General features: G+C 74.3%; 22 protein-coding genes and 1 pseudogene. 12 read left to right on the top strand and 11 right to left on the bottom strand.

What is annotated here, in order from left to right; genetic code table 11:
- Position 1 precedes the first annotated feature (1 nt).
- Both ACH34R_RS43140 and ACH34R_RS43135 read right to left on the bottom strand, forming a co-directional pair.
- Positions 2 to 298 carry a hypothetical protein gene (locus tag ACH34R_RS43140; protein WP_397567417.1) on the bottom strand — a complete coding sequence of 99 codons (297 nt, stop codon included), beginning with the start codon at positions 296 to 298 and terminating at the stop codon, positions 2 to 4.
- A 337-nt stretch (positions 299 to 635) separates the two neighbouring features.
- Entirely contained in the window at positions 636 to 1,406 is a 771-nt protein-coding gene (locus ACH34R_RS43135) for a hypothetical protein (RefSeq protein WP_397567416.1), read from the bottom strand.
- 393 nt (positions 1,407 to 1,799) lie between these two features.
- Between ACH34R_RS43135 and ACH34R_RS43130 the strand changes: the two genes are divergently transcribed.
- From ACH34R_RS43130 to ACH34R_RS43115, 4 genes are all read left to right on the top strand, one after another.
- Complete coding sequence (locus tag ACH34R_RS43130; protein WP_397567415.1) at positions 1,800 to 3,797, top strand: UvrD-helicase domain-containing protein; 1,998 nt, start codon at positions 1,800 to 1,802, stop codon at positions 3,795 to 3,797.
- A 95-nt stretch (positions 3,798 to 3,892) separates the two neighbouring features.
- Positions 3,893 to 4,078 (top strand): hypothetical protein, encoded by a 186-nt coding sequence (locus ACH34R_RS43125; RefSeq protein ID WP_397567414.1) that lies wholly within the window; start codon positions 3,893 to 3,895, stop codon positions 4,076 to 4,078.
- Complete coding sequence (locus tag ACH34R_RS43120) at positions 4,078 to 4,302, top strand: hypothetical protein (RefSeq protein WP_397567413.1); 225 nt, start codon at positions 4,078 to 4,080, stop codon at positions 4,300 to 4,302. Before ACH34R_RS43125 ends, ACH34R_RS43120 begins: the two co-directional genes overlap by 1 nt.
- Positions 4,303 to 4,337: 35 nt before the next feature.
- On the top strand, positions 4,338 to 4,604 hold the full coding sequence (locus ACH34R_RS43115; protein WP_397567429.1) for a hypothetical protein: 267 nt from the start codon (positions 4,338 to 4,340) through the stop codon (positions 4,602 to 4,604).
- 12 nt (positions 4,605 to 4,616) lie between these two features.
- On the opposite strand, the gene ACH34R_RS43110 is transcribed toward ACH34R_RS43115, so the two are convergent.
- From ACH34R_RS43110 to ACH34R_RS43080, 7 genes are all read right to left on the bottom strand, one after another.
- A complete protein-coding gene (locus ACH34R_RS43110) occupies positions 4,617 to 4,862 on the bottom strand; it encodes a hypothetical protein (protein ID WP_397567412.1) in 246 nt (81 codons plus the stop codon).
- Between the two features lie 774 nt (positions 4,863 to 5,636).
- Entirely contained in the window at positions 5,637 to 7,448 is a 1,812-nt protein-coding gene (locus tag ACH34R_RS43105) for a hypothetical protein (RefSeq protein ID WP_397567411.1), read from the bottom strand.
- Between the two features lie 15 nt (positions 7,449 to 7,463).
- On the bottom strand, positions 7,464 to 8,054 hold the full coding sequence (locus ACH34R_RS43100) for a hypothetical protein (RefSeq protein ID WP_397567410.1): 591 nt from the start codon (positions 8,052 to 8,054) through the stop codon (positions 7,464 to 7,466).
- Positions 8,051 to 8,734: a hypothetical protein gene (locus tag ACH34R_RS43095; RefSeq protein WP_397567409.1), complete on the bottom strand. Its 684-nt coding sequence runs from the start codon at positions 8,732 to 8,734 to the stop codon at positions 8,051 to 8,053. Before ACH34R_RS43095 ends, ACH34R_RS43100 begins: the two co-directional genes overlap by 4 nt.
- Before the next feature lie 384 nt (positions 8,735 to 9,118).
- The gene (locus ACH34R_RS43090; RefSeq protein ID WP_397567408.1) at positions 9,119 to 9,349 is read right to left on the bottom strand and encodes a hypothetical protein; all 231 of its coding nucleotides are present in this window, start codon (positions 9,347 to 9,349) and stop codon (positions 9,119 to 9,121) included.
- Positions 9,350 to 9,384: 35 nt separating this feature from the next.
- Positions 9,385 to 10,236, bottom strand: coding sequence for a hypothetical protein (locus ACH34R_RS43085; RefSeq protein WP_397567407.1), 852 nt, complete (start codon positions 10,234 to 10,236; stop codon positions 9,385 to 9,387).
- A 119-nt stretch (positions 10,237 to 10,355) separates the two neighbouring features.
- On the bottom strand, positions 10,356 to 11,576 hold the full coding sequence (locus tag ACH34R_RS43080; RefSeq protein ID WP_397567406.1) for a hypothetical protein: 1,221 nt from the start codon (positions 11,574 to 11,576) through the stop codon (positions 10,356 to 10,358).
- Positions 11,577 to 11,932: 356 nt separating this feature from the next.
- Between ACH34R_RS43080 and ACH34R_RS43075 the strand changes: the two genes are divergently transcribed.
- Positions 11,933 to 12,313, top strand: coding sequence for a hypothetical protein (locus ACH34R_RS43075; RefSeq protein ID WP_397567405.1), 381 nt, complete (start codon positions 11,933 to 11,935; stop codon positions 12,311 to 12,313).
- A gap of 18 nt (positions 12,314 to 12,331) precedes the next feature.
- Here ACH34R_RS43075 and ACH34R_RS43070 read toward each other — a convergent pair whose 3' ends face one another.
- Together ACH34R_RS43070 and ACH34R_RS43065 are read right to left on the bottom strand one after the other, a co-directional pair.
- Entirely contained in the window at positions 12,332 to 13,840 is a 1,509-nt protein-coding gene (locus ACH34R_RS43070; RefSeq protein WP_397567404.1) for a hypothetical protein, read from the bottom strand.
- Positions 13,841 to 14,130: 290 nt separating this feature from the next.
- Positions 14,131 to 14,913: a GntR family transcriptional regulator gene (locus ACH34R_RS43065; protein WP_397567403.1), complete on the bottom strand. Its 783-nt coding sequence runs from the start codon at positions 14,911 to 14,913 to the stop codon at positions 14,131 to 14,133.
- A gap of 166 nt (positions 14,914 to 15,079) precedes the next feature.
- Between ACH34R_RS43065 and ACH34R_RS43060 the strand changes: the two genes are divergently transcribed.
- The 7 genes and pseudogenes from ACH34R_RS43060 to ACH34R_RS43030 form a co-directional block, all read left to right on the top strand.
- Positions 15,080 to 15,322 carry a hypothetical protein gene (locus tag ACH34R_RS43060; RefSeq protein WP_397567402.1) on the top strand — a complete coding sequence of 81 codons (243 nt, stop codon included), beginning with the start codon at positions 15,080 to 15,082 and terminating at the stop codon, positions 15,320 to 15,322.
- Positions 15,322 to 16,059, top strand: a complete 738-nt coding sequence (locus tag ACH34R_RS43055) for a hypothetical protein (RefSeq protein ID WP_397567401.1) — start codon at positions 15,322 to 15,324, stop codon at positions 16,057 to 16,059. Before ACH34R_RS43060 ends, ACH34R_RS43055 begins: the two co-directional genes overlap by 1 nt.
- Positions 16,052 to 16,417 (top strand): hypothetical protein, encoded by a 366-nt coding sequence (locus tag ACH34R_RS43050; protein ID WP_397567400.1) that lies wholly within the window; start codon positions 16,052 to 16,054, stop codon positions 16,415 to 16,417. The genes ACH34R_RS43055 and ACH34R_RS43050 overlap by 8 nt, the downstream gene beginning before the upstream one ends.
- Positions 16,410 to 17,864 carry a DUF2637 domain-containing protein gene (locus ACH34R_RS43045; protein ID WP_397567399.1) on the top strand — a complete coding sequence of 485 codons (1,455 nt, stop codon included), beginning with the start codon at positions 16,410 to 16,412 and terminating at the stop codon, positions 17,862 to 17,864. Before ACH34R_RS43050 ends, ACH34R_RS43045 begins: the two co-directional genes overlap by 8 nt.
- Complete coding sequence (locus ACH34R_RS43040; RefSeq protein WP_397567398.1) at positions 17,861 to 18,283, top strand: ATP-binding protein; 423 nt, start codon at positions 17,861 to 17,863, stop codon at positions 18,281 to 18,283. Before ACH34R_RS43045 ends, ACH34R_RS43040 begins: the two co-directional genes overlap by 4 nt.
- Positions 18,280 to 18,501 (top strand): hypothetical protein, encoded by a 222-nt coding sequence (locus tag ACH34R_RS43035; protein ID WP_397567397.1) that lies wholly within the window; start codon positions 18,280 to 18,282, stop codon positions 18,499 to 18,501. Before ACH34R_RS43040 ends, ACH34R_RS43035 begins: the two co-directional genes overlap by 4 nt.
- Positions 18,498 to 19,305: pseudogene (locus ACH34R_RS43030) on the top strand (hypothetical protein); the annotation flags it as partial. The gene ACH34R_RS43035 and the pseudogene ACH34R_RS43030, both read left to right, overlap by 4 nt.

Genomic DNA, 19,305 nt, shown 5'->3' with positions numbered 1-19,305 from the left:
GTCAGGGGGCGGGTGGGCCCAGTGACGGGGGAGGGGGAGTTGCCGGCGGGCGGGGCTCGGCACGGCCGGAGATCCACCGCAGCAGCCGGAACGCGCGTTCGCTGACCTCGCGCGAGCCGAACAGCGCGGCCAGGACGACGACGGCCGCCAGGGCCAGGATGCTGCCGGTCACCAGGATGCCGAGACGGGGGTCGGCCAGCCAGGCGACGGCCGGGGTGCCGACCGCGGCCGCCGCGGTGCCGACGACCCGCGACGCGCGGGTGAGTGCGGGGTGCGCCCCGCCCCGGGGGTCCGGCATGAAGTTCGCCCTCCACTCCAAAGGATCTTTCGTCCTTCGGAGGAGGGCGACGGGTCACCTATACCGCTCTGCTCAGACCTGGATCAATAAACACAGAGTCGTCATATATCACATTCGGTAATAAGGGATGTTGAGCAGCCAAAAGAGGGGGATTTCCGTTTTTCGAGCGCTGTAACCGATAGTTGCTCTCCGAGTTCACTGCGCGGCAATCGCTGCGAGTTGTCGAATACCAGTACACCCCGGCCAATCGCCCCGCCCAGCCCAACACCACGTCTCATGGGTGCGGTGGCACGGGACCACAGAAGAACAGTGGTCCCGTGTCCGTCTGCCTGGGGCGTCACTGCGGCGGCGCGAAGTCCTGCCCGCATGGCCCGCACGAGATCGCCCCGCGCTCCCAGGTCGCCGGGGTGACCTGCAACCGCCGCGGCGGCGTGCATCCGCAGAGCACCGCGAGCCGTTTGCCGTCGCGTCCTTGGCCGCGCGGCGCGACGTCGTCGTCCCGGCCGCCGTCGCCAGCGTCGTCGCCGGCGTGGTCCTGGCCGCCGTCCTGGCCGTCCTGCCCGCCGGTGGGAGCGGGCGGGCGCAGCAGGGCCAGGGCCGGGCTGTCCAGGTAGGGCAGCCGCTCGGCGTCCAGGGCGTCGATGTGCTCCCGGTAGGTGGCCACGGTGGCCGCGGTGATCGCGCAGTCGGAGAATCCGATGGTCGGCGCCGGGCTCGCCGGGCCGGTCAAGCCGAGTTCGACGGCCAGGGCGACGAACCGCTTGTTGTGGTAGCGGCCCCCTGAGCTGGTGTCGGTGATGCCGCGGACGTCGGCCAGGGCGTGCGCGGCCTCGTGCAGCAGGGTCTGCATCACCCGCGTCCCGCCCAGGCCCAGCAGCTCGCCGGAGACGAACAGCTCGTGCTCGCGGCGGTCGTCCGCGGCCCGCCAGGTGCCGGCGGCGTAGTGGCCCCAGTTGATCCACCGGCCATCCCGTCCCTGCCCAGTGATCATCACGACCCGGGGGATCTCGGGGTGACGGGCGCGGATCGCGGCCCAGGCCCGTTCCAGGGTGGTGATGATGTGGCTGCCGTGCTCGCGATCCGCCGGGGCGGCGGGCGTCGTCGTCATGCCCGGAACTTAGCATGTACATGCTAAGCGACGCAGGCGACACGCCGGACTCTCATCGGTTACTCATCAGTAATGGAACAGAATGCAAATTCTGATGCCTATGAGCGGGGCGCTGACCTGGGGAAACGTCATCACGCCCGGCGACACCCCCACCCCATGCCCGGTTTGGGATGGTTTGTCACCCGGTCATGCAGCCCTGATGCATAACCATGCAGCCATGGCCCCGGCCGCGGGGACTGCACGGGCTGCTCTCCCTCTGTTTTGTTTTCGCCGATGTTCTCAACCTGCTTGCTCCCGGGAGCGAATACCGTCACTCTTGCTCTTGCTGACGTTATAGAGCGGGAGGGGCTTGTGGGACGCCGAAGAATGCGACCGGACGGCACACCGCCACCGGTGCAGGAGGTGGGGGCGGCGACGGTCGCGGCCGGATCACCGGAGGTGGTGTTGTGCCAGCGCTGCGAAAAGCCGTTCCACGTGAGGCCGAACGGCCCGGGCCGCCAGGCCCGGTACTGCTCGCAAGCGTGCCGTCAGGCGACCTACAAGGGGTCCCGGACCCTCTCGCTGGCCGCCCAGCGCCGCGAACTCCGCCGGGAGCTGGACGGCCTTTTCGTCACCGGCGTGGAGGTGACGCGATTGGCGGACGCCCTGGAGGCCCTGGACGCCGCCCAGGTCGCGGCGTTCCGCCGTCATCTGAGCGGTCTCGTCCGCCACTGGAAGGCCCTGGCCGCCCTGGCGGGCCCCCACCTTCCCGCACAGCCCGCACCGCCCGTGGATAACGTCACCGACGCCAAGGTGACGGAATATCCTCTCCCCTCCCGGCCCGTCCCGGCCGTGCCCGCTGCGTCCACGCCCGCAGTGACGCCGGGGCGGGTGGCGGGCCTGACGCCCACCGCTGAGCAGGCGGACATCATCACCGCCTGTCAGAGCGGGGGCAACCTGATCATCGAGGCGGGCGCGGGGACGGGCAAGACGAGCACGCTGAAGATGGCGGCCACGGTGATGGGCGGCCGCCGGGGCCTGTACATCGCGTTCAACAAGGCGATCGCCAGGGCCGCGGCCAAGGCGTTCCCTAAAAACGTCACCTGTTCGACCGCGCACGCTTTGGCGTTCCGCGCGGTGGGCGCCGCGTTCAAGGCCCGGCTGGACGGGCCGCGGCTGCCCGCCCGGGAGACCGCCGCCCGGCTGGGCATCACCGGCGGCCTGGCGCTCGGCGGCACCGAGATCGCGCCTACGCACCTGGCCAGGCTGGCCATGGAAACCGTCAGCCGGTTCTGCCGCTCGGCGGACGCCGAGCTGACCCGCCGGCACGTGCCCGCGGTCAACGGCGTCACCGAGGAGGCGGCGGCGGCGTTGACCGACGCGGTGTTCCCGCTCGCGCTGACGGCGTGGGAGGACCTGATCGACGTGCGCGGCAGGCTGCGGTTCTCCCACGACGTCTACCTCAAGATGTGGGCGCTGACCTCGCCGCAGCTCGCGGCGGACTTCATCTTGTTCGATGAGGCCCAAGACGCCGACCCGCTGATCGCCTCCGTGGTGCAGGCCCAGCGGGCCCAGCTCATCGCGGTCGGCGACACTGAGCAGGCCATCTACGAGTGGCGGGGCGCGGTGAACGCGATCGAGACCTGGCCCGCCGACCGGCGTCTGCACCTCACCCAGAGCTGGCGGTTCGGCCCGGCCCTGGCGGCAGAGGCCAACAAGTGGCTGAGCCTGCTGAACGCGCGGCTGCGGCTGACCGGCACCCCGGCCATCGCCTCTCGCCTGGCCCCCCTGGACCGACCGGCGGCGATCTTGTGCCGGACCAACGCCGAAGCGCTGCGGCAGGCGATGAACAGCCTGGACCGCGGCCTGAAGGTCGCCCTGGTCGGCGGGGGCCAGGCTCCCCGGCGGCTGGCCGAGGCCGCGGCCAGCCTCCAGGCGGGCCGCCCCACCGACCATCCCGAGCTGTTCGCGTTCTCCTCCTGGGCGGAGGTTCAGGAGTACGTCCAGCATGACGAGGCCGGCGCGGACCTGGCGGCGCTGGTGCGCCTGGTGGACGAACACGGCGCACCAGCCCTGGTGGACGCGGCCAAGCGCCTGACCGAGGACGAGGCGTACGCCGACGTGGTCATCTCCACGGCGCACAAGGCCAAGGGCCGGGAGTGGCCGACCGTCCAGATCGCGGGCGACTTCCGCCAACCGGCCGCCGACGAGGACGGCCGCCCCCGCGCGGTGCCGCGGGGAGAGGCCCGCCTGGCCTATGTCGCCATCACCCGGGCCCAGCAGGTCCTTGACCGCGGCGGCCTGGAATGGATCGACGACCAGCTCGCCGGCCGGGTCAAGTCCAACCCCTGGAGCATGCGCGACCGGCGCGGCTGGGCCGGGCGGGCGACCGCCCTCGAAGAGGAGTGGTGAACTTTTCCGTCACCGAACTACTCGGTGACGGAAAAGGTAGACCGGACGGGCACGGTAGGGGACACGGCGGGGGGCCGGGCTGCATGCTGGAGGGCATGCAGACACAGCGCACGGTGAGCCTGCGGGGCGGCCCGCTGGACGGCATGACCTTCCCGGCAGCCCCGCCGGACGAGTGGGGGGACGGCGCGTACATGATCGTGCCCGGCCAGATGTCCCGCGCGGTGTATGAGCCGGACGCGCCGGGTGAGGACATCTGGGCCTACCGCGGGGACATCGCGTGATGGCGACGGGCAGGCCCCCGGCGGCGCGGCGGCTCCAGGGCATCGGGTGGGCGGCGGTGATGCTCGGCGTCGTGGTGGCGGTCGGCGCGCTGGTCGCCGGCGCGGCCGGGTCCCTCGTCCAGGCCATCGCCGCCGTGGTGGTCGGCGCGGGCGCTAGCGTCGTGGCGATCACGGAAGCCGTGATCGTCATACGGACGCGCCGGACGCAGAGGGACGGGTCATGATCCAGCACCAGGCAGAGCTGTTCGAGATCATCGCGATGACGCCGAGCGCCCCGCCCGCCGGGACGCCGGATACAGCGGGCCTGGCGACGTGGCTGCGCGGTCTGTTCGGGCCGCTGTTGCTGGTCATCGTCTCGATCGTCGCGCTGTTCTTCCTGTTCACCCGGGAGATCACCAGGTTCATTCAGTTCTTGTTGCTGGCGGTCGTCATCGCGATCATCTTTTATTTCCCCGACGTGATCGTGGTCATCGCCACCGGCATCGCGCGGGCGCTCGGCATCAACACCGGCGGCGCCGGCGGCTGACCGGCGGCTGGGTCAGGCGCGGGCGTTGAGCAGCACGAACACCAGGAACACCACGGTGGCGGCCAGCAGGAGTACCGTGTCCAGGCGGCGGGCCAGGCCCCCGGCCAGCAGCAGGCCCCAGGGCGAGCCCCCGCCCCGCATCCGCCGGTCCCGGTAGCCGCCGTACCGGCGCGACCGCCGCCCCCCGAACACCACCCGCAACAACGCGAAGAACGCCAGCACCACGGCGGCCGCCGAGACCAGCTCCCAGACGTCCATACGCGTCATCATCCCCTCCCCCACCCCGATCCGCCCGCACGACCGTCCGCGCGCCGAGCGGCCCGCCGGGGCTCCCGCGCGGGGCCCCTCGGGTCCCCGGGACTGCGAGAGCAGGACCGGGGAGCCGAGGGGAGGAAACCGGGCCCAGGCGGTGAGCGAACCGGATGGTAGACTCGCCGGAGTCGCAAAGCGACTCCGGCGTACCATCGAGTCGGCTCCCTGGCCATGATCACCACATGTCGATTCTCGTAGTCGCCTGCACAGATTTGTTGCGCGACGAGTTGTCAGTAGCGTGGCGGGCCGACTGTCAGTGTTACGTCCAAGCGTCACGCCGTGACGCCTGCTGAACGCTAACGTGATCGGGCGCGAAGATCGGCCAGCCACTTGGGCACCACCCCTGCGCGGGCCCGCCACGCCGCCGTCCGGCACCGCCGGCTGCAATAGACGGCATCGGCGCGCTTGTGCAGTCCCACCCACCACCACTGCCCGCACACCGGGCAGCGCGCCTTCGGCCGCTGTGCTCGCACCTGTCGTGACGTCGGCCCATCGGCGACGCCCAGCTCGGCCAGCTCGGCCAGTGCCGCGGCATACAGTTCGCGGGAACGTCGGCACCGCCGCCATTGCTCGGCCCGGCACGCCGCCGAGCAGTATCGCCGCGTCGAGCGTGCCCCTTCAGGCAGGGGCAGCCCGCAGTTCCCGCACCGCCGTGCGTTCGCACGCCGTTCCACACGGGGAATCCTTCCCAACCCGCCGGGCCGGGTCGCCAGGCCGGGGTCACTGCCGCCGGCGACGTCGCCGCGCGGCGTACGGATCGGCCGGATCGTAGATCGGCGGCGGGCCCTGCGGGCCGTTCTCCCCCTCTGCCGCCTCCCCGGCGGGCGTAGGCCCGGCCGGGTCCTGGCGGGCCTCTGGCGGCCTCTCAGCGCCGCCGTGCGGCCCCCTCTTTCCGTCGTCTCCGGGGCCGCCCTGCCGCGGGTCGCTGGGCGGGTCGTCCGGCGGGGGCGCCGGGCCGGGCCGCGGCGAGGGCCTGCGCCGTGGTGGATGCCGTGGTGGATACAGCCGCTCGGCGGCGGGCACGTCGGCCGGGATCGGCAGCCACGGCGCCTGCACCGTGCGCCAGGTACCGCCCATCCAGGTCAGCGCCCGACCCGCGATCGGGGCCACGCCCAGCGCCCGATGCCAGTCGCCGGCGATGTCGAACGCCATCTTCGCGCCCGCCCCGCCCAGCGGGCCGAACGACACGCGGTCCACCAACTGGTCGCGCAGCGCACCGGGCACCGCGTCGCGGGCGTCGGGCCGCTGCGTGATGACCCACAGGATCACCCCGGCCTCCAGGGCCTGGCGGGCCAGGGTGCCCAGGACCGGGGCCAGGTCCGGGCAGGCCAGCAGGACCTGCTGGATCTCGTCCAAGATCAGCAGCGCCCGCGGGTGCGCCGGGCGGGCCGACGCCTGGCCGGAGCGCCAGGCGAGCATCTGCGCGTACCGGCGGGCCACCTCGGGGGCCACGGCACCGGTGATCACCGCCCGCCACTCTTCCGGGCTGTGGGCGACGTCGTGAACGCCACGGCGGCCGGTCAGCGCGGCCAGCGAGCCGCTGCCCTTGCCGTCCACCGCCCACAGCCCGCCCGGCCACACCCCATGGACGAGGCCGTCCACCGCCCAGTCCCGCACGCCGCTGGACTTGCCGTGCTGGGTGGCCCCCACGATCAGCGCGTGCGCGGCGGGGTCGTAGGTGGCCAGCGGGGTGCCATCGGTGGCCACCAGATCGGCCAGGTCCGGGGTGGTCTGGCCCAGCACGATCGCCCCGGCCGGGCGCTCCCAGTCCCGGGCGGGCAGCATCCGCGGCAGCGACGGGACGCGGGCGATCTCCAGCCGGGTCCGGACGTGGTCCCAGCTCGTCAGGTAATCCGGCCGCGCCGCGGCGGCGGCCGGGCCGGACGGCGGCGGCCCGCACAGCTCCCACATCATCCGCTCGACCAGCTCGTCCCGCCGGGTGGCCGCGTGCGCCGCCCAGGACGCGGGATAGGTGATGTGGACCTGATCCAGCGTCCGCCCCGTGGAACCGGACCAGCGGGCCCGCCCGACCCGTACCGCATCCCCGTCGTCCTGGCCGCGGCCGGCGACGGCGGCCGCGCCGATCCGCAGCCGGGCCAGCAGCCGCCGCCGGGCCCGCACCGGGATGGTCAGTACCGCCAGATGCACCACCACGGCGGCGGCCAGCAGCACCGGCAGCACCGCCCCCGCCGCCACGGCCCAGACCACCGCGGCGGCGGTGGCGTAGGCGGCCAGAGCGGCCCGCCAGGCCGCCCCGGCCGCGCGGCGGGCCTCACCGGCAGGACGGGTCTCCGGGACGCGGCGGCGGGCCCGCCAGGCCGCGGCCGCCGATCCGGTCAGCGCGGCCGCCGCGGCGGCGGCCGCCGTCACCGGCGAGGGCATCCCGCGGGCCAGCCACACCGCCGCGGCGGTCAGGGAGGCGACCAGCCACGCCCAGTGCGCGCCGTCGCGTACCGCCCAGACCGTTTCGCGCCACCACGCGCTGCGTTCGGCGGCGGCGGCCAGGTCGGCCACCCGGTCGGCCAGCGTCACGCCCGCATCACGGCATCACGCCCCGCCGCCGACGTCGTCATCGGCCAGGGCGGCCAGGGCCACCCCGGCGACGTCCCACGCCGCGCGCTCGTGGTCGCGCTCACCGCGCCGCGACTCGCACGGCCCCCACGAGGCCGGGCGGCCGCCGGTCGCGCCCTTCGTCGGCCACAGCGCGGGCGGGTAGTGCTCAACCACCGGGCGCGCTTTGCCGTGCCCGCCGGGGGCGACCAGGACCGCCCCCGGGTCGTACGCCACGAGGGCGGCCACGATCTGCCGGGGGATCAGCCAGTCGGCCAGCGCGATCCGCCCGCCCGGCGGCACGACCATCTCCACGGCCAGGACCACCGGCCCGCCCGGCGCGGCGTAGGCGCCGGCCTTGTGCCGGGCGATGGTGTCCTCGATGGCGTCGATGATCCGCACCATGTAGCGGCCCCACGCGGCCAGGTCATGCACGGAGTCGGCGCCGGTCGGGTCCGGATGACCGGACGCGTCGACCGGGCCCAGCGTCCACCCGTGCAACGCGGTGTCGCCGGCGCGCAGGACGCCCGCGGTCCATCGCCGCCCAGGGTCGATGCCCAGCACCGCCGGCACCGGGGGCGTGGTCACGGGCCCGCCCCGGCGTCGACGGGCGGCGGGTCCCACACCGTGACCGTGGCCTGGATGATGGGGCGGCCGCTGGTCTGGGCGGCGTGGGTGATGCGCAGCAGCGCCACCCGCCGGGCGTCGGTGAGCACGCACACCGCGTCGCCAGCGCGGACCCGCTCCAGGCGGTCCAGGCCGCCGCTGGCGAGCTGCTGTTCGCAGGCGCGGCGGCCCGGCTCGGCGGCGGGGTCGATGACGGCCAGCCGCACGCCCGGCGTCGCGGCGCGCAGCGAGGCGGTCAGCCAGTCGCCGTTGATGTCCCCGCCGGCGCGAGCGATGTGCGGCGGGTCGGCGTCCAGATCCGTCCACGCCCGCGGGCCGCTGATGGTGACCTGGCCGCGCCAGCGCACCCGCGGCCGCGGCGGTGCCGTCGTCGGCACGGTGGACGGCACAGCGGACGGCGCGGCCGTTCCTGGCGGTGCCGTGGTGGCGGCGGGAGGCGGCGTTGCGGGCGCTGTGGGGGCCGCTGAGGGCCGCGCGGATGTGGCCGCCGTCCTATCTGCGGCGGGCGCGGACGCGCCCTGTATCTGCGGCCACAGCGCGGCCGCCGCCACGGCCACGACGGCCGCCCCGGTGACCGCGCCAACGATCCACAGATGCCTGGCCGACACCTCCCGGTCGGGGCCGTCTGGATCGGATGTCACCGCACGAACCTAAACCCCGGTGGCCACGCGGGTCACGCCCTACCGGCGGGGTTCGTGGTGCTCGGCTTGGTGTCGCTTCCGGCCCGTCCTGGCGCACGGCCTCACGCAGGTCGATGGCCACGAAATGGGGACAAACTGAGTTAACTGGATAACTTGCTTTCCAGATCGGCGTGTTTGATCTTGCTCGGTCGGCTGGCGCGCAGCAGCCCTATCAGCGGCCCGGCCGGGCCGGTCAACCCCGCCCCGCACCGTCGCCCGCCCCCGTCGTCGTGCGGGGTTGACGGGACCGCGGGCCGGGCCGCTCGGCTGCCTGCGCGCCGGCCGACACACGAAACAACACGCGAAAAGGGGCGGCCGGGGGCCGCCCCTTTTCGTTCGATCGGGTTACCTACGCCGCTTCTCGGCTCGTTCCTGGCGGGCCCGCTGACGCGCGCGCCGGTCCCGCTCGTCCATGTCGGCGTCGGCGTCGATGATGAGGGCTCGTTCGGCGTCGGTGAGCCTGGTCCAGGCGTCGCTCTTGAAGAACGGCTCGGCGACATCGTTCGGCAGCATCCGCAGCAGCGCGGCGCTCAACCTCGCGTGTATGCGGTCCATGTCCGGCTCGGCGTCGGCCATCTGATCGGGTCCCTTCGTTGGGGGCTGGCGGGCGATCAGGTCACCTGATCGCCCATCTTGCTCCGGCGGCTCAGTCGCATGGCGCGCTGCTGAGCGCCTTGCTTGGTGGTGATGCGCAGGGCCTGGCCGATCGTCCGCCAGTCCGCGCCGGCCTCGCGGGCGGCCTGGATGAGCGCGGCCTCGATGGCGTCCAGCTCGGCGAGCCGCGCTTCCAGTTCGGCGCGGGCGGCGGGGGCGAGGGTGAGCGCGGCCAGCACCGCCGTACCGTCGCCGACGCCGTCGCCGACGCCGTTGCTGTCCGCGGTGTGTTGACCGGTGCCCGCCGCGGCGACCGCGGCCGCGGCGGGCAGGGTGCGCAGGTGCATCCGCCAGGCGTCGGCGTCGGCCCCGGTGGCGTACCGGGCGGTGAGCACGCACGCGGCCCATGCCGCATCGCCGGGCCGGGCAGGGGCGAGGTCGGGTTCAACGAGCGGGGCCAGGCCCCGGGTGGTGAGCAGGCCGGCCAGCGCGGCCGTCCCGGCGCCCGGGCCGCCGGCCGCGTCCAGCAGCCGCGCGGCCAGGCGTGCCTCTCGTTCGTCGGCGGGCCGTTCGGGGTGGTCGGTGTCCTCGCAGGCGATGTCGATGCCGGTAGGGGTCGCCCGGCGTCCGGCGAGCGCGGCGCGTACGGCCTGGACCGCGGCCGCGTCGGACTGGATCACCCGGTCCCACTGGAGAGCGCCGTCCTGCCCCGCCGGGCCGGCGGCCGCGCGCATGGCCGGCGTTGTGGGGCCGTTGGACCACTCCATCCGCCAGGTGTTCTTGTCCCAGGTGGCGGTCACCTCCGTCCCGGTGGCGGCCGTCAGGTCCCGGGCCAGCGCCCGGATCTCGGTCCCGCGTGAGCGCGTCACTCCGGCATCTCCTCTCCCCTGCGGTCAACGGGTCGTTGACCCTCTGTCCAGTGTGGCATCTCCGGCCCGTCCGGTCAACGGGCCGTTGACCGGACCACGCATGCCGCATCGCCGCAGGTTCAGCGGCTTTTGCCGAGCGCGGCCAGGGCCTCGCTCGCGCGGGCGTCGGCGGCCGCCGCGGCGTCGCGGGCGGCGGCCGCGGTGGCCTCGGCGGCGGCCAGCTCGGCCCGTGCCTGGGCGAGCTGTCCGGCGGCCTCGGCGCGCGCTTGGTCGCGTGCGGTGCGGGCCTGCGCGGCGGCGTTCTGCGCCGCGGCGGCGGCCGCACGCGCGTGCTCCAGCTCAGCGCGCAGCGTGGCCAGCCCGGCGGCGTGCTCGGCGCGCAGTTCGGCGGTCTCACTGCGCGCCTGGTCGCGTTCGATTCGCAGCGCGGCCAGCTCGGTGGCGCACGCATCGCGGGCGGTCTCGGCGTCGGCGCGGGCCTGGCCGACGCGGGCGGCGGCCTCCGCCTTGGCCTGGTCACGCTCGGCGCGGGCCTGCGCGGCGGCGTTCTCGGCGACGGTGGCGGCCTGGCGGGCGGCGTCGGCCTGGGCGCGGGCCTGCGCGAGGTCGCGTTCCAGCCCGCGGTTCGCCTTCTCCAGCTCCCGGCCGGCCTTGGCCAGGGCCTCAGCGCGTTCCCACTCCTGCTGCCGTTGCTGCTGGGCGTGCGTGGCGGCGGCGGTCTGATCGGCCGCGCGTTGTTCGGCGGCGGCCCGCCGCGCCTCGTGCTCCAGGGCCTCCCGCCAGGCAGCGCCCACCTGCCGCTCCCGCTCCGCCTCGGCGTCGCGGGCCATCCGCTCGGCGACCCGCCGCGCCTCCATCGCCTCCTTCCTGTCTCGTTCGGCGGCCTCAGCCTGCCGGGCCGCGCGGTCGCGGGCGGCCTCGGACTCCGCCGCGCGGGCCAGCGCGTCGGCGGCGGCCTGCTCGGCGTCGGCGATCCGGGCCAGCGCGCCATCCCGCACCGCGGCGGCCCGGGTGGCGTGGGTGTCGATGGCGGCGGTCAGGCCGTCCAGGACCGGGCGCAGCTCGGCGAGCGCGGCCAGCACCGGCCCGCCGGCGGCGGCGTACAGGTCCAGCGCGCCGTCCACCCCGGCGGCGTGCGCCGCGGCGCGTTCGGCCTGGGCGAGCTGCTTGCAGGTCCGGTTGCCCAGCTCCGGCCAGACGCGGTCGGGCGGGCCGCAGTACTCCCGGGGCCGGCCCCCGCGCCCGGTGGGGGTGGTCCGGCGGTCGCATCGGCTGTAGCCGCAGTCCCGGCCCTGCTGGGGGTGCTGCTCGGGCGGGGCGCTCGTTGTGGTCTCCGTCACAACCCCCACCCTACCTCCATTTTCGTTTCGATGTAATCCAAAACCGTTAATGAGTTTCGATAACTCAAAACTATTGATCATCTTTAGGCTCTGATCACGACTTCGCGGCCCTGAGAGGGTCCGAGAGGTCTGAGCGGATTCGGCCATATCTCAGCACCATCCTCCCGCCGCCGAAATCCCAGCCTCCGCGTCGTCCGTAACACGCCTCTAGCCTGCAACGATCGGCCTACTTTGGGGCTGGGGACGCCTTCGGGAGGAGGACGCCCTTATGGCCGGGTCAACAGGGGGGCAACAGAGGGAACGCGATGGCGGAATGAGGCAGGAAAAGGGCCTGGTGGGCGGGAAGCATGAGTTGGATGCAGACTGACAGCGGCGCCGACTGGCCCGAGGTGTTCCTCGCTGATCTCGCCAGGCACGGCTATGTCAACCGAGCGGCCAAGGCGGCCGGGGTGTCGAAGAAGCGGGTGTATACCCACTACGCCCAGGACCGCCAGTTCGCCGACGCGATGGAGGCGGCCCGAGCCACCCACGGCCGTGATAACCGGCAGCTACGCCCCGGCTGGACCTCCACGCCGTACGGCTACCTGCCGCCCGGTGAGACATACACCGGGCCGACGTGGGAGGAGGCGGACGAACTGGCCGCGCCGCGGTGGAAGGAACTGGAGGAGATCCTTGACCGCTGGGGGGTGCCCGCCTACGAGATCTCGGACGAGGACCGCGACGACTCCTTGACTTAGTAAAGTGGGGTGCGCTGGTCAGCCGTATTGCTCAGCCCAACAGGCGGCGCACTGGCCATCGGCTCGGCGGGCCGCTCCCCGGTGGAGCGCGTTCGGGCAGGCAGGCTCGGCACGCCGGGTTGAGCGGCTGAGATCGACGGAGACGGGCACAAGATCGGCCGGTGGGGTTGATCTACCGGCGGGCGGTTGATCGCCGCTGTGCGTGGCTCTCAGCGCCGTACGGCGGCGCGTCTCGTTGATCGCGGTCCCGATCTCGTCGCACGCGGCGCAGTCCTGCCCGGACGGTAGCCGGTGGTCCTCGCAGTCCGGGCGGGGGCAGGCATAGCCCCGGTGGATCACGGTGAGCGCCACGGCGACCGGGCGGCGGATGGTGCGCAGGTCGTGGCCGCGCCAGTGCGCCAGGCGGCGGCGGATGCGCGCGGTCAGCTCGGCGACGGTACGGCTGGTCAGTTCCGTCTCGATGGCCCGCACGACGCGGTCGCGGTCGGCCTGGTTCATCGCGGCCAGCAGCTCGGCGGGCAGCGCCGCGGCGGCGACGCCCACGGCGGCCAGGACCCGGTCACTGCCCGGGGTGGCCACCGGCCCGGCGTCGGCCCGGCCGGGCTCGCCGTGGTGGTCGGCGGCGTCGGCCTGGCGCTCGTCGCCCCCCCCGGCTTCGTCGCCGTGGTGCTCGGGGTGGGAAGTGGTCGGCCTCTCGGCGTCAGCCGCGCCACCGTCACGCGGTACGGCGGCAAGCACGCCAACGGCGAGAGGCCCAGATGCCTCCAGAGGGGGGGACTCCTGTAGTGCTGCCTCCTGTGGAGTGCCGGAAGTTGCGAGGGGTGAGTGCCGCTTTCTGCCAGGGGTGAGTGCCGGAAGTTGCGAGGGGTCGCCAGGCCCGTTCCCGGCGGTACGGCGGCCGTGCGTGGCGTAGTACCGGGCGGCGTCTTCGGCCTGGTCAGGGGCGGTGATGAGACGTACCGCCAGGCGGCCGCCGGGCCGCTCGGTGACCTCGGCCAGGCCCGCGGTCTCCAGCTCGCGCAGACGACGGCGGCCGGTGTCGGGCGAGGCGTGCAACAGGCCGCCCAGCCACCCCACCGACGCCGTCACCGGCCGGTCGGCCCGCCGGTCCGAGGGCCGGGCCAGCACCAGCAGGCCGTACAGCCGCCACGCCGCGGGGGAGATCGCCCCGCCCGGCCGCCGGCGACCCGCATGGATCAGGTCCAGGGTCCAGGCCGGGACCGGCGCGTAGATGCCGCGGGTGTCCTTCGGCAGCCGCAGCACCGCGTGCCGCACCGACCGCTTGGCGCCCTTCGGCGAGGACCGCGACAGCCACGGCCCCCCGCCGTCGCCGGGATCGGCCAGCAGCTCGCGCCGCGCATCATCCAGCGCGCTGGTGGTGGTGCCCAGTTCGTCGGCGACCCAGCACCGCCGCGCCCGGCCGGGCGCACGGCCCCCGCCCAGCCCGACCGGCATCAACGTCTCGTACATCGCCCAGGCCGCCACCGCCAGGCCGCTCAGGTGCGACCGCAGCAGCTCGGCAGGCACCTGGACTATCGCGGTGCTGACATGAGGCTTCGGCACTCCTCGCGCATTGGGGTTGTCCCGCTCGGGCGGGATGTCGGACGGGTGAGCTACCGTAGTGGCAGCAGGTAGAGCCATTAGCGTCCTCTGCGTGCGAGGCTCAACCCGGACGTGTCGCCAAACAGGGCGGGTTGAGACGGATCGTGACCGGCGGTCCTGGTGCCCAATGCGCGGGTTCCAGGGCCGCCGGTTCTGTTGTGTGTGGTGGATCACCCTAGGTGATGTTCGGGGGGGTCGAGCAGCGTTGACGCGGGTCAGTCTGGGATCGGGTACGTGTAACTCCAGACGAACCGGCTGCCCGCGTGGACCCCACGGGCGTACTCGATCGGCTTGCCGTCTGCGGTGCGAGTGATACGGCGAACTTCGACCACAGGCTCTCCGACCGGCAGCTCCAGGAGAAGAACTTCCTCTGCCGTTGGCATCCGGGCCAACAGATCCTCGGTGATCTCATGTGGGGCGAGTCCACGTTCCGAGAGCACCGCGAATCCCCCGCCGCCCCCGGCGATACCTGGCCGAGGATCAACGATTGGCGTTCCCTCCACGTCCTCGCGCCTGTAGTACGAGGTCATGGTGTGCGTGGGTATGCCATCCCGGGTCATCACGCGTGCGCGTTCATAGACCAGAGTGCCCACATCGATGCCGAGCACGGCGGCAATCAGGTCGTCCGCTTCAACTAGGGACACCTCCTGCTGCTGACCGCCTTGCTGCTGCGTTGTCTCACTGTCTGGCCGGTCGGTGGCATGAGCCGTGACCGTGGTGGCCTGCCAGCGATGCCGGGCGTAGCGGTCCGGTCCGAGTCGGCGGATCGGGTGTGACTCCCGCACGTAGGCACCAGAGCCAGACCGTGCCGTGATCAAGCCCTCCGACTTCAAGACGGAAATCGCCTTGGCCGCCGTGTTCCGGCTGACGCCAAAGCGATCAGCGAGGTCCCGCACCGTAGGCAAGCGACCGCCGGGGGGCAGACGACCGCTGGTGATGTCCGACCGCAGGCTGTCCGCGATCTGCCGCGATGGGGTCAGGTCTCGGCCGTCCCTCATGCGATCACCATCCCTCTGAATTGTCGTACGCCAGTAGTTGACCCTAACGGATCGGGCGCTTATCGTCATTGTCGTACGCCAAATGTCGTACGCCAATTCAACGCAGAGCGGCCCCCGAGTGAGTCAAGGCACTGGGGGCCGCGAACCGGACCAATGGGAGTGGCCCGTGTCCATCATCCACTGTTCGCCCACAGATCCACTCGACCGCCTGGCGCTGGAGCCGCACGTCCAGGACTGGATCGTCGCCCGCATGCCGATGGCGCTGCTGGAGCTGGCCCTGCCCAGCGAGAGCCCGGACCAGCGGGCGGCCCGCCGCCAGGCATGCGAGGACATCCGCGCCGAGCTGCTGCACGAGTACGCCGCCGAGTACGTCTCCGGGGCCGGCGACGACCTGGCGGGGGTGGCCTGATGACCACGGACCCGCAGACCCCCGCCGAGCTGGCCAGGCTCCGCCTGGACGAGGCGCGAACCTGGAACCGGGTAGGGCTGGACCACCGTGAGGCCCAGCTCGGCATCGGCTACGCCGTGCTGGCCCTGGCCGACGAGCTGGCCGCGACCCGCACCGACATCGCCCGCGGCCTGGACCGGCTCGCCACGATCGCCGAGGACCGCGCCAACCTGCTGCACAACATCAACGAGGACCTGGCCACGGTATCCGGCGACCTGGCCGACGTCGCCCAGGCCATCACCGCACTGGGCCCGCTCAGCGGGCACATGACCGACCTGGCCAGCAGCGTGGACGCGGCGACCGCCGCGCTGGACGACCACACCGACACCCTCGACAACCCCAAGCCGCGGCCGCGGTGGCCGTGGCGTCGCCGTGAGCCCGCGGCCGCGGACGCCATCGGGGACGCCGAGGAGGACGAGGACGTCCTGGCCGCCGAGCCGGAGCGCTACCGCTGGACCTCCGGATACACCGTGTGGCTGCACCGCGACGGCTGCGCCTGCCCCGACATCCACCCGGCCGCGCGCGCCGTGACCGACCGCGTGGTCTGCGGTGACGTGGTCAGCGCGGTCTACCAGGTCGCCCAGGCCGCCGACACCGGTTTCATCCACTTCGCCGACTGCTTGAAGCCGGACAACAAGTCCCCCGAGATCACGGTCTCGACGATCTCGCGTCTGGGCGGGGGGTGGCTCCGTGGCTGAGCCGACCACCACCCCGACCACGGCGGCCGACCGGCCCGCAGACGTGATCACGCGGTTCCTGAACCTGGGCGGCAGCGTCACCGAGCTGCACCGGACGCGCTTCACCACGCGGTGGACCTACAGCGGCCCCCCCTACGCCGCCGCCAGCCCCTACGAGATCAACGGCTACACCTGGCGGTGCCTGGGCTGCGCCGCCTACGGCCGTGAGGGCGACGACTACAACGACCCCGGCTGGCGCAAGCTCCACGAGGCCCGCCAGGACGCCCAGGACCACGCCGCGTACTGCCGGGCCATGCCGCGCCCGGTGCCGTCCCCGCCCCGGCGGCGGCTGATCGGATGGAGGGGCGGCCGTGGGTGAGCTGAGGACCTACTACGACCCCCGCGCGGCCCGCGCGGTCGCCGGTGCCGAAGCCGAGGCCGTGCGCGCCGAGACCGACGCGCGGCGGGCGCGGATCGGACTGGAGATCGAGCGGGAGCGGCTGGCCCTGGCCGCCGAGCGCGACCGGATGGCCGACGAGCGCCGCGCCGAACGGGCTTGGGAACGCGCCCAGGCCCGCACGGAGCGGGCCCGGGAGCGGGCGCAGGCCCGCGCCGCGCGCCGCCAGGCGCTGCGCGCCGCGGCGGCCGCGACCGCCACCGCGGTGCGGGCCCGGGTGCCGGCCGTGGTCGGCGCCGTCGCGATCGGCTCACCGATGACCATCGCCTGGTCGGGCCAGCTGGCGTTCGGCAGCGAGGTCATGGGCCTGGGCGGGCTGGCCTGGACGCTGCCGGTCGCGCTGGAGGGCGCGGTGCTCTACAGCGCCTACCTGGGCGACCGGGCGATCAGTGCGGGCCTACCCGCGGGCCGCTACCGGGCGATGACCTGGACCATGATGGGCGTCGCCGCCGCGATGAACGCCTGGCACCAGATCGACGCCCGCGCCACGGCGGACGACCCGTGGGCGGGGGTGCAGGTCGGCCTGGTCTACGCCATCGCCTCCGTCGTCGGGATCGTGCTGTGGGAGCTGACCGCCGGGCTGCGCAAGCAGGCCAAGTCCGGGCGGTCGGGCTCGGAGATCCGGGCCGCGGCCTGGCGGCGGCTCCGCTACCCGCGGCTGTCGTGGCAGGCGGCCAGCATCCGGGCCGCCCGCGGCCCGGCCTGCACCGCAGAGCAGGCGTGGGCGGCGGCGTGGAGCGACCGCTACGGGGCCGGGCCGGACGCCTCCCGGCGGGATCGCCGCCTGACTCGGCGGATCATCGCCCGCCAGGCGCGGGCCGACCGCGCGGCCGCCCGGCGGGGAGAACTGGGGATGGTCGGCGGGCTGGTGATCGGCCGCCCGCTGCCGCCGGTCCGTCCGCCGGTCCCGGCCGCGGCCCGGCTCGCTGCCGCGGTGGTGACCGTCGAGCCGGTCCGTGAGTCGGCCGGTGAGTCGGCCGGTGAGTCGGGCGACGCTCGCACCCTGCCGGTCGGTGAGAGTCGGCCGACTCTCGCGCTGCCCCCTGGCCGTGAGTCGGGTCCTGAGTCGGGTCCTGAGTCGGGCGGTGAGTCGGCTGGACGTCCGCCTCGTGAGTCGGGCCGCCGGTCGGGTGGGTCGGCCCGCGCGGCCGCCGGGCCGGGCCGTGCGTCGGGCGGGCGGTCGGCCGTCAACGGGCGGATCGCGCCGCGCAAGACGATCGACGAACACCGCGCCACGCTGGCCGAGGCGATCGAGTCGGGCCGCCTGTCGGGCCGTGAGTCGGCCGAGACGATCCGCGACACGCTCGGCTGCGCGCAGGCCACCGCCCGCACCCTCGCCGCCGAACTCAAGGCCGGGGGTGTGTCATGACCCCCACCACGACGCCCGCCCCGGCCGGTGTGGCCCGTGCCTGGCCCGGCCGTCCCGACCAGCTCGCCGCCGCGCGGGCCTGGGCGCTGAGCCTGCTGCCCGCGGGCTGCCCCCGCGCCGACGACGTCGCCCTGGTGGTCGGCGAGCTGGCCACGAACGCCGTGCTGCACTCGGCGTCGGGCGCGCCGCATGGCACCTACACCCTGGCCATCGCGGCCGCCGCGCCCGGATCGGTCGAGATCACCGTGGTGGACGCGGGTCCGGCCCCGGTCCCGGCCGACCGCCCGTGCGGGCCGGGCGGCTGGGGCCTGGGCATCGTCGCCGCCCTGGCCGACGCCTACGAGGTCCACGCCGGGCCGCTCGGGCGTATCGCGTGGTGCCGCCTGGACTGGCCCGCCACGCCGGAGGCCGGCCGGTGACCGCCCGCCGCACCGTTCGCCGCGCCCCGGCCTGGGCGCGGCGGGCGGCCACCGCCGCGCTGGCCTCCGCGGCGGCCTGGTGGGCGCTGGCCGCCTGGACCACGCTCCCGCCGCTGGCGGCCGCGTGGGTCTGCGGCCTGGTCGCCGGGCTGCTCTACCGCAACCACCCCACCCGCACGACCCGTACCCGCACGACCCGTTCAGGAGGTGCCCGTTGAGCGACGCGACCACGAACGCGCAGGCCGCGCCTGCCGCACCGGTCGAGCCGGTCGAGTTCGCCGAGCCGGTCGAGACGGCCCCGGCCGCACCGGCCGGTGACCCCGACCGGCACGAGGGCCACGACCACAACGACGACGGCGGCGACGGCGGGGAGCCGGGCGTGCCGGTCGGGCTGGCCGTGACCGGCGGCAGCGCCGCGGCGCTGGTCGGCGGATACGCCATCGCGGCGGCGGCCGGGCCGGTCGGGCTGGCCGTGGCCGCCGGCGGGATGGCGCTGGCCGGGGGCCTGTACGGCTACGCCAAGTACCGCAACGGCGGGCACGGCCACCAGGGGACGGGCTCGCGCAGCGAGGGCCGCACCGCCTCCCGCGGGTGGGGCGGGCTGTTCGAGCGGGCCGCCGGTGCCGGGCGGGCGCTGGGCGCGGCCGGGCACAAGGGCGCCCGCCCCGCAGGGTCCGGCGGGGGCGGCCGGGGCGGCGGTCTGGGCGGTGGCCTGGGGCGGCTGCTGGGCCTGGACCACGGCGGGCACGGCGGCCGGGGCGGGAACCGGTCGCGCGGGTCCAAGCACGGGCGGGCGTTCGGCTGGCTGGCCGGCCACGACGACGGCGACGGCGACAGCGGCCGGAAGAACCGCAAGAACCGCGACGGCAAGCACGGCCGCAAGGCCGGTAAGGACCACGCTGCCGGCGGCGGGACCGGGCGGGGGCTGCTGGGCCGGATCTGGGCCGACCGCCACGGCGCGCCCAGCTCGGCGACACGCGGTCGCAAGAACGCCAAGGCCAAGAACGGCAAGAGCAAGAACA

This window comes from Spongiactinospora sp. 9N601 (genome assembly GCF_044326295.1).
Lineage (GTDB): Bacteria > Actinomycetota > Actinomycetes > Streptosporangiales > Streptosporangiaceae > Spongiactinospora > Spongiactinospora gelatinilytica.
This window is presented reverse-complemented; position numbering and strand designations above follow the sequence as displayed.